The 8,975-nt window shown below is 39.1% G+C and carries 7 protein-coding genes; 6 read left to right on the top strand and 1 reads right to left on the bottom strand.

Going from position 1 to position 8,975, the window contains the following annotated elements:
* Positions 1-484: 484 nt before the first annotated feature.
* Positions 485-3,124, bottom strand: a complete 2,640-nt coding sequence (locus LIZ98_RS15835; RefSeq protein WP_227140199.1) for a calcium-translocating P-type ATPase, PMCA-type — start codon at positions 3,122-3,124, stop codon at positions 485-487.
* 313 nt (positions 3,125-3,437) lie between these two features.
* On the opposite strand from LIZ98_RS15835, the gene LIZ98_RS15830 reads away from it, so the two are divergent.
* The 6 genes from LIZ98_RS15830 to LIZ98_RS15805 all read left to right on the top strand — a co-directional run bounded on the left by LIZ98_RS15830 (position 3,438) and on the right by LIZ98_RS15805 (position 8,717).
* On the top strand, positions 3,438-3,665 hold the full coding sequence (locus LIZ98_RS15830) for a FeoA family protein (RefSeq protein ID WP_173668062.1): 228 nt from the start codon (positions 3,438-3,440) through the stop codon (positions 3,663-3,665).
* Positions 3,662-5,671, top strand: coding sequence for a ferrous iron transport protein B (gene feoB / locus LIZ98_RS15825; protein ID WP_227140198.1), 2,010 nt, complete (start codon positions 3,662-3,664; stop codon positions 5,669-5,671). The genes LIZ98_RS15830 and feoB overlap by 4 nt, the downstream gene beginning before the upstream one ends.
* A gap of 25 nt (positions 5,672-5,696) precedes the next feature.
* On the top strand, positions 5,697-5,852 hold the full coding sequence (locus LIZ98_RS15820) for a FeoB-associated Cys-rich membrane protein (RefSeq protein WP_108897561.1): 156 nt from the start codon (positions 5,697-5,699) through the stop codon (positions 5,850-5,852).
* 187 nt (positions 5,853-6,039) lie between these two features.
* Positions 6,040-6,822, top strand: a complete 783-nt coding sequence (locus LIZ98_RS15815) for an ABC transporter substrate-binding protein (protein ID WP_227140197.1) — start codon at positions 6,040-6,042, stop codon at positions 6,820-6,822.
* A 520-nt stretch (positions 6,823-7,342) separates the two neighbouring features.
* Positions 7,343-8,002 carry an amino acid ABC transporter permease gene (locus LIZ98_RS15810; protein WP_216407976.1) on the top strand — a complete coding sequence of 220 codons (660 nt, stop codon included), beginning with the start codon at positions 7,343-7,345 and terminating at the stop codon, positions 8,000-8,002.
* A complete protein-coding gene (locus tag LIZ98_RS15805; protein WP_227091931.1) occupies positions 7,995-8,717 on the top strand; it encodes an amino acid ABC transporter ATP-binding protein in 723 nt (240 codons plus the stop codon). The genes LIZ98_RS15810 and LIZ98_RS15805 overlap by 8 nt, the downstream gene beginning before the upstream one ends.
* Positions 8,718-8,975: the final 258 nt, after the last annotated feature.

The following is an 8,975-nucleotide window of genomic DNA, read 5'->3' as shown; positions in this document are numbered from 1 at the left end:
CCACTTAAACTGTCCCATACAGCTGTTCTATGGGACAGTTTAGCTTGAATTTTAGATGATTTTGTCCCATAGCACGAGATTCCGATAATCCAATGGGACATTTTGGCTTACTTTTTACTAAATTTGTCTGGACCTCTGTTGTTGAATAGGAGGGTAGTGCTGTTGAATATTCGCTTTTTACTGTTGAATACCCCTGTTTTACTGTTGAATTTTGGGATTCTACTGTTGAACTAGTGGGGGACACTGTTGAATACTGGGATTTAACTGTTGAATTTTGGGATTCTACAATTGAATTAGCAGGGGGGACTATTGATTACAAGGCACCCTACTATTGAATGGATGATTGATCTGGCCTGGACCAAATACGCCCCACCCACATAGGAAAAGGGCCCCCATCCTTGATAAGGCCCTTCACCATATTAAATAATTCATCTTACACCATTACCGAAAATTGAAGCCATGACAACGGAAGACGTTCACTAAATTAAATAATTCGTCTGATCCCTTTATAAATCTCATTGATAATCACCGGTATTAAGCTGATACCGATCACGAATCCCCAATCTTTCAAACCAACGACATAAATGCCAAATACGTCATGGAAAAATGGCACGTACACCAATGATGCTTGAATCAAAAGCCCAATTATGATTGCTCCAAGCAAAAGTGGATTGGTAAACAAGCCCGTTTGGAATATCGATTTTCTCCGGCTTCTTAAATTCAATGAATGGAACAATTGTGATGCACTCAATGTGATAAATGCCATGGTTTGCGCATGAGTCAGCGCATCTTCGGAAATATTCCCGAAGTCAACCGCAAAAATTGAAGCGGCGCCCGTATAATAACGTAGGCCTTCGATAAAAGCAAATAAAGTGATAAACCCGATTAACATACCGTTTAATACTGTATAAGCACCATTTCCATGGGCAAAAAAGCTTTCTTTCGGGTTCCGCGGTTTTTCCTTCATAATATCCGGGTCATCCGGGTCCATACCAAGTGCAATGGCAGGTAATGTATCTGTAATTAAATTTACCCACAAAATTTGTACAGCCGTTAACGGTGCTGGCCATCCTAATAAGATACCGATAAATAAGGCGGTAATTTCACCTAAGTTACAGGAGAGTAAAAACAAAATGGCTTTCCTGATATTTTGGAAGATGTTTCGCCCTTGTTCTACAGCGGAAACAATGGTCGAGAAATTATCGTCCGTTAAAATAATATCGCTTGCTCCCTTAGCTACATCGGTACCGGTAATCCCCATGGCAACCCCGACATCGGCTTGCTTTAAAGACGGAGCATCATTAACGCCGTCACCGGTCATCGAAACAATTAAGCCATTTTCCTTTAATGCTTGGACAATTCGTACTTTATGCTCCGGAGATACACGGGCAAACACACGAACTTTTTCTACTTTTTCTTGCAATTCGGTGTCGCTTATTTCATTTAGTTCCTGTCCGGTCATTGTTTGTGATAAATCGTCGGCAATACCGAGCTCTTTTGCAATGGCGAGTGCGGTGTTTTGATGATCACCGGTAATCATAATCGTCCGAATACCTGCATCCTTACATTGAGCAACGGATTGTTTTACTTCTTCCCTCGGTGGGTCAATCATCCCAACCAAGCCAAGAAAGATGAGCTGCTCTTCTGATGCTTCCGTGTCAGCCAACGATGTTCTTTCAGCAACAGCCAATACTCGCAACGCTTCATCAGACATTTTTCTTGAAGCTTCCAAAATTTCTTCTTTATCGTGAGCAGAAATCGGTTGGACTTGTCCGTTTTTAAAAATACTTGTAGTTCTTGGCAAGATACTTTCAAGCGCCCCTTTTGTAACGGAAAAATAAGATGAAGAGTCTCGATGGACGGTCGTCATCATCTTTCTGTCCGAATCAAAGGGCAGTTCGTTCACACGTTGAAACTGTTGCTCCAGTTTCGCTTTATCCAAGCCCAAATCATTTCCTGCGACTATTAAGGCGATTTCGGTCGGGTCACCACTATCAAGGGTAGCATCATTACAGAGCATCATCCCCCTTAATAGACGGCAACTCGCATCGTCTTTCGGTTGGATCGTACTGAGGTCGGTGTATTTGCCATCGACATAAACTTTTGTTACGGTCATTTTGTTTTGCGTTAACGTCCCGGTCTTATCGGAACATATGACACTGACGGAACCTAATGTTTCAACTGCAGGGAGTTTGCGTACGATCGCATGGCGTTTACTCATTTTTTGGACTCCGAGGGCTAAAACGATCGTAACAATGGCAACCATCCCCTCAGGAATAGCAGCAACAGCCAGACTTACAGCGATAAGGAACATGTCCAAAACATCTCTGCCTTGAAAATAGCCGACGAAAAACATAATAATACAAATCATTACGGCGCCAATGCCAAGAATTTTGCCCAATTCATTTAATTTCTTCTGTAATGGGGTTATTTCTTTTTCTTGACCGCCGAGCATTTTGGCGATTTTTCCAATTTCCGTCTCCATCCCGGTGGAGGTGACGATTCCAGTCCCGCGGCCATAGGTGGAGAGAGTCGACATAAAGGCGATGTTTTGTTGGTCACCAAGAGGAACTTCCGAGTCAGAGCTCCAACCGGCATTTTTGTCTACCGGGACAGACTCACCGGTTAATGCGGATTCTTCAATTTGTAAGTTAGCTGTCTCAATAAGCCGAAGATCAGCGGGAATATAACGGCCGGCATCAATAATAACAACATCTCCGGGAACAAGGTTCTCCGAGGAAATTTCTTTAATTTGCCCATCCCGTCTTACAATCGCTTTTGGCGTAGACATCTTTTTTAATTCTTCCAAAGCTTTTTCTGCCTTTGATTCTTCCACGATTCCGATTATTGCGTTTAAAGCGATGACGATGAAGATGATAATAGCATCTGTAATTTCGCCAACAAAAGCAGAAATAATTGCAGCAACGATCAAAATCCAGATGAGGATACTGTTAATTTGCTCCCAAAGCATTTTCCAGATGGAAGTTTTTTCGCCTTCTTGAAATTTGTTCGGACCATATTGCTTTAATCGGTTTTCAGCTTCCTGGCTTGATAAACCCGTTTCAATATTGGTGTTCAATTCTTCAGTGATCTCTTGAACAGTCTTACTATACCATTGTGACAATTCACACCACTTCCTTCTAGGCATTTTGGAAAATATATCTATTTCTATTATGTCATATTTTTTGTGAAAATTAATCCAAAACAAAATTTGTTTATGAAATTTTCATTTTTAATCGTAAAAATGGTCGTATATAGGTTTATAATAGAATTGTTAATGATAATGATTTTCATTAACAGGACTTTTTTCAGAATAAAATAGTATAAAAGTACTGGTCAAACACTGTAGACGAGTTTTATCATTGCGGGGCGCTCCAGTATGTACGTCGCAAATAGGTCGTCCTCCGCTTTTCTTATAGAGAAGGGAATGATTCTCAATGGTTCTATCTGATTTAAAACAAGGTGAAAAGGCAACAATTAAAGATCTTTCTTCATTAAATCAACTTGTAAAAACAAGATTAATGAATTTAGGTATATATTTAGGCTCAGAAGTAAATGTAAAGACGAGAATGCCTCTTGGGGGCCCATGTGTGGTTGAATGTAACGGTCAACGCATCGGCATTCGCTTGCATGAGGCAAATTCCATTCGGGTGGAGAAAAAATGATGCAAATCGCCTTGTTTGGAAACCCAAATATTGGAAAAACATCACTCTTTAATCAGTTGACAGGTTCCTACGAATATGTTGGCAATTGGAGTGGTGTCACGGTCGAGGAAAAAATTGGTTTGTTAAAAAATAAACAAGCAAAATTGGTCGACTTACCGGGAACGTACTCCCTTAATCCGTTGTCAAGGGATGAACGGGTCGTCACGGAGTTTTTATTGCGGAATCACTTTACTTCTATCATAAATATCGTCGATGCCTCCCAGCTCCAAAGAAATTTACACTTGACGATTGAATTGCTGGAATTTGGCAAACCGCTAATGATTGGCCTGAATATGATTGATGTTGCGAAGTCCCGTGGGATAGAGATTAACATTCAAAATTTATCAAACAAACTGGGCGTTGCTATTCAGCCGATCATTGCCCGGACAGGAAAAGGTTGCAATCAATTGCTGGAAAAAATTACTTACGAGGAAAAATTACCTCAAGAACCGTTTCGACTGGACTACGGGGTAATAATTGAAACAGGAATTAGCAAACTTGTTGATTTACTTTATGAATGCTCAATTGATTTGCCTTCAAAACGATGGTTGGCCATTCAATTTTATTCGGGTAATGATACAGTAAAAACGTATTTGGAAAGATTGTTAAATCATGCTCTATTGTTGGAATTGTTGGCGGAAACAGAAAAAGAACTGCTTGAAACAACGGGACAAACATTGCAGGATGCTATTTTTGAGAAACGAGAACAATTTATTCGGACTGTTTTAAATGATTCTGTTGTTATAACCAATGAGGTTCGCCAGAGTTTGACAGATAAAATTGATCGATTTGCAACAAATAAATATTTAGGAATGCCCATCTTTCTAACGTTATTATATTTCATGTTCATGATTACTTTTAATTGGATCGGTTCACCGTTATCTGATGCGTTGGATTCCTTTTTATCGGGACCTTTTACAAATTGGCTGGAAAATATTTTGAATAAATTTGGGACATCTGCTTTTCTATTCAACTTGATTTTAGATGGAATCGTCCCGGGCGTCGGTGGTGTGCTTGTTTTTGTTCCGCAAATTTTTATTCTTTTCTTCTTTATTTCTGTATTGGAAGATTCAGGTTATATGGCACGGATATCCTTAGTTATGGATCGAATTATGCAGAGTATCGGATTAAACGGAAAAGCATTCATCCCAATGGTTATTGGGTTTGGTTGCAATGTACCGGGAATTATGTCGGCACGGACCATCGAGCAACCAAAAGAGCGTTTGATTACAATTTTACTCACCCCATTAATGTCATGTTCCGCTCGCTTGCCGGTCTATGCATTATTTGCCGGGGTATTTTTCGGGGAAAATCAAGCCCTTGTCGTATTGTCTTTGTATACAATGGGTGTTGTCCTTGCGCTTGTTTTAGCAAAATTATTTTCAAAAACGATGTTAAAAAGTGAAGCATCGGTGTTTGTCATCGAACTTCCTCCATACCGGGTTCCGCATCTTGGAACATTGGCAAAAAGTACATGGGATAAAGGAAAAGGGTTTATAAAAAAAGCTGGTACGTTTATTTTTGGAGGAACCGTCGTCATCTGGTTATTATCAGTTGTTGGGCGTAGTGGATTCAACGTTACGATGGATGACAGTTTGTTGGCGGAATTAGGTGGGTTTTTGGCACCGGTATTTGCCCCCCTTGGATTTGGTTCTTGGCAAGCGGCGGTCGCATTACTTACCGGTTTTTTAGCAAAAGAATCGGTCGTATCTACTTTAAATATTGTTTATCACACGTCATCAACCGCTTTTTTGCAAGGTGTCGTGGCCGATTCATATACACCGTTATCTGCTTATAGTTTTCTCGTTTTTATCTTACTTTACATCCCTTGTCTGGCAACGGTCGCAACGATTAAAAAAGAAACGGGATCAATGAAATGGACGATTTTCTCGATGGTTTATCCATTTATCATTGCTTATGTGATATCTTTCATAATCTTTCAAGGCGGCAATTTATTGGGACTTTAAATATGGAAGAAAGAAGCTGATTTGTATGTTTAATATTTTGCTTGGTTCGCTTATATTCGGTTATGCTGTTTGGACGATTGTAAAATTTATTAAACGCAGCAGTAAAGGAAAATGTGCCGCTTGTGATTTGCAAGATGCTTGTGCAAAATGTTTGATAAAAGAGGAGAAAATAAAAAGATAATTGTATCTTTACTTGTTCACTGCCCTGGAAAAACCGGGGTATTTTTTTCTGCCCTTATAAATAATATAATAAAAAAACTATTGCTGAATAATGAAAAGTGTGTTATAAATATACATACGAACTTATAAATATACGTATATTGTATATAGAAAATGGAAAGTTAAAAAAATTATGGGGGATAAGCATAATGAAAAAACAATTCAAGATAATGGTAATGTTCCTATCATTTGTTTTGCTGCTTGCCGCTTGTGGTAAGAGTAATGAAACAAGTTCCAACTCTTCTAAAAATGACAAGGTGTTAAAAATGGCGACTTCTGCGGATTTTAAACCTTTCGAATCACGTGATAAAGAAGGAAATATTGTTGGTTTTGACATCGATTTAGCGAATTTAATCGCTGACGAATTGGGATATAAATTAGAAATTCAAGATATGAATTTTGATGGACTAATTGGTGCTCTTCAGTCAAAACGTGTGGACATGGTCATGGCAGGAATGAGTACAACAGAAAAACGGAAAAAGAATGTTGATTTTTCCAAAGAATACCATCGTTCCGGTGAAATGTTTCTTTCGCTTCCGGATAAAAAGATAGAGAGCTTGGAAAGTTTGGAAGGGAAAACGGTAGGTGTGCAACTTGGTACGATTCAAGAAGAAGGTGCCAATGAATTAAGTAAAAAATATGGATTTACGGTTAAACCTGTTGATAATGCAGGCGTGCTCATTCAAGAATTATTATCAAACCGTGTGGATGCCGTTTATATGGATAGTGTTGTGGCTGTTGGTTACCGAGATGAACAAGGATTATTTGGGTTTGATGACCCGACAACTAGCTCTCCGGGTATGGCAATTGCCTTCCCTAAAGGCAGTGACCTTGTTGATGATGTAAACAAAGCCCTTGATAAACTTGAAAAAGAAGGAAAAATTAAAGAACTGAAAGAGAAATGGAAATTAGACCAAGTCGCTATCGAATAAAAGAATAGTTTTTTATGAAATTATGATAAAATGAATAACTGGGTAGCAATAATCGGTGGTTTGCGTGTAATTGCGATGACCACCGATTCTCTGTTTGTTTGAGCCGAAAAAATTTTACCAATCAACAAGCTCATTTTCTGTTGATATAATGATGATATACGTAATTGTGTAATCATGGAGCGACAATAACAAAGGACATTTATTGTATGAATGCCGATGATGTCCGATGGTGGAGTGACAATCAAAAACAGCATTTAGTTGCGAATGCCGATGATTGTGATGGTGAAATTTTTTGGGCTTACGTGACAATCAAATGCGCCGTTTATTGTATGAATGCCGGTAATTTTTGATGGTGGAGAGACGATCAAATACGATATTTACTGTGCGAATGCCATTGATTTCTGATGTTGAAATTTTTGAGAGTTAGGTAACAATCAAATACGATATTTTGTGTGTGAATGTCTAGGAATCCTTGTTAGGGCTAATCAAGGATCGGGCAGAGGAAGTGAGGTTTAAGTCAATGAATTTAGATTTTAGCCAATTAGGTCCATATATTCCATTTCTTTTACAAGGAATTTGGGTCACATTAAAATTTGTGTTTGTTTCGATTTTAATCGGGTTAATTTTAGGTACATTGTTAGCTTTGTGTAAAATTACGCGTCATTCGATTTTAACATGGTTTGCCAATGCATATACATCTATTTTTCGAGGGACACCATTAATTTTGCAATTGATGATAATTTTTTATGCAATTCCTCAGTTAACAGGTTACGATATTCCAACCTTTTTGGCAGCTATTTTAGCATTTGGATTGAACTCTGCAGCCTATGTTTCGGAAATTATTCGTGCAGGGATTATGGCAGTGGATAAGGGACAAGTGGAAGCGGCGGAAGCCCTTGGTATACCGTATCGACCGATGATGTTGAATATTATTTTGCCGCAAGCGGTGAAAAATATTTTACCGGCCTTGATGAATGAATTTATTACATTAACAAAGGAATCGGCAGTTGTCTCAACGATTGGATATTTAGACTTAATGCGCCGAGCCCAAATTATTGGCGCCCAGCTTTATCGAAACTTTGAACCGCTGCTGGTTGCCGGACTCATCTACTGGGTCATGGTTGTCATTTTAACAAAACTTGGCAGCATTGTGGAACGGAGGTTGAGAGCAAGTGATTAAAGTGGAACAAATTACGAAAGTATTCGGGAAAAATCCGGTTTTGAAAAATATTAGTACAACCATACATCAGGGGGAAGTCGTCGCTATTATCGGTCCATCAGGTTCGGGAAAATCCACTTTTTTACGCTGCCTTAACTTATTGGAAAAACCAACGGAAGGAAAAATTTATATTAAAGATCAAGAAATCACAAATCCGAAAGTGAATATTTTGGAAGTTCGCAAACATATCGGCATGGTTTTCCAACAATTTAATCTCTTCCCGCATATGACGGTTTTAGAAAATGTTACGTATGCACCACAAAAGGTAAAAAAGTTAGCGAAAGGGGAAGTAGAAAAAAATGCCAAGGATCTTTTGGCAAAAGTTGGTTTAAGTGACAAGGTGGATAGCTATCCAAGCCAGTTGTCAGGCGGTCAAAAACAGCGGGTGGCCATTGCCCGGGCACTCGCAATGGAGCCGGAAATTATGCTGTTTGACGAACCGACATCCGCACTCGATCCGGAAATGGTAAAGGAAGTACTAGATGTAATTAAGGATTTAGCGGAAACGGGGATGACGATGGTGATTGTCACCCATGAAATGAATTTTGCGAAAGAAGTGGCAGATCGGGTGATTTTTATTGATGATGGTGTCATTTTGGAAGATGCTGAACCCCATCAATTTTTCAACGAGCCAAAGAGTGAGCGGGCAAAGGATTTCCTATCGAAACTACTTTAATTTTATGGTCTTGAGGGGAGCTCTCAAGACCAATATTTATGTGGAATTTTGGGAAAGTGATTCATCGGATAGACTCCTATGGGACAAAATAGACGGAAACTTCATAAATATGCGTAACTAGTTGTCTATGGGACAAAACTATCAAAAATAGAAGCGAAACTGTCTCATAGACGGGCTCTATGGGACAAAACAAGTGGAAAACAAAGCGAAACTGTCCCATAGGATTGTCGGAATCGCATTGTATGAGACAAAACTATC

Origin of the sequence: Caldibacillus sp. 210928-DFI.2.18 (genome assembly GCF_020554505.1) — a bacterium.
GTDB classification, from domain to species: domain Bacteria; phylum Bacillota; class Bacilli; order Bacillales; family Caldibacillaceae; genus Caldifermentibacillus; species Caldifermentibacillus hisashii.
This window is presented reverse-complemented; position numbering and strand designations above follow the sequence as displayed.

Excerpts from the sequence above, each read along its gene's own strand:
- LIZ98_RS15830 (WP_173668062.1), top strand. The coding sequence starts at position 3,438 with ATGGTTCTATCTGATTTAAAACAAGGTGAAAAGGCAACAATTAAAGAT.
- feoB (WP_227140198.1), top strand. The coding sequence starts at position 3,662 with ATGATGCAAATCGCCTTGTTTGGAAACCCAAATATTGGAAAAACATCA.
- LIZ98_RS15820 (WP_108897561.1), top strand. The coding sequence starts at position 5,697 with ATGTTTAATATTTTGCTTGGTTCGCTTATATTCGGTTATGCTGTTTGG.
- LIZ98_RS15815 (WP_227140197.1), top strand. The coding sequence starts at position 6,040 with ATGAAAAAACAATTCAAGATAATGGTAATGTTCCTATCATTTGTTTTG.
- LIZ98_RS15810 (WP_216407976.1), top strand. The coding sequence starts at position 7,343 with ATGAATTTAGATTTTAGCCAATTAGGTCCATATATTCCATTTCTTTTA.